Below are 302 nucleotides of genomic sequence, written 5' to 3' on the forward strand. Positions count from 1 at the left end.
GGGTCGTCGGGCTTCTCGATGAGCTCCGTGACGTTGCCCGCGTCGTCGACGTCCGCGATGCCGAACGCTTGGGGGTTCTCCACCTCTTGGAGTGCGATGCCCGCTCCGTAGTCGCCGGCTTCGAAGCTCTCGACGAGATCGGTGACGCCGGACTTGAGGATGTTGTCCCCGAGGTACATCACGAAGTCGTCGTCGCCGACGAAGTCACGGGCACAGCCCGCGGCGTGGGCGAGTCCAAGAGGGTTCCCCTGGACGATGTAGGTGATGTCGACGCCGTACTTCGAGCCGTCGCCGAGGAGCTA

Annotated in this window: 1 pseudogene; it reads right to left on the minus strand. The window is 64.9% G+C overall.

The window, feature by feature from the left end:
- Positions 1-302 (minus strand): annotated as a pseudogene (locus EXE45_RS18700) (sugar phosphate nucleotidyltransferase); the annotation flags it as partial.

Source organism: Halorubrum sp. SP9 (genome assembly GCF_005435015.1).
In the GTDB taxonomy this organism is placed as follows: domain Archaea; phylum Halobacteriota; class Halobacteria; order Halobacteriales; family Haloferacaceae; genus Halorubrum; species Halorubrum sodomense.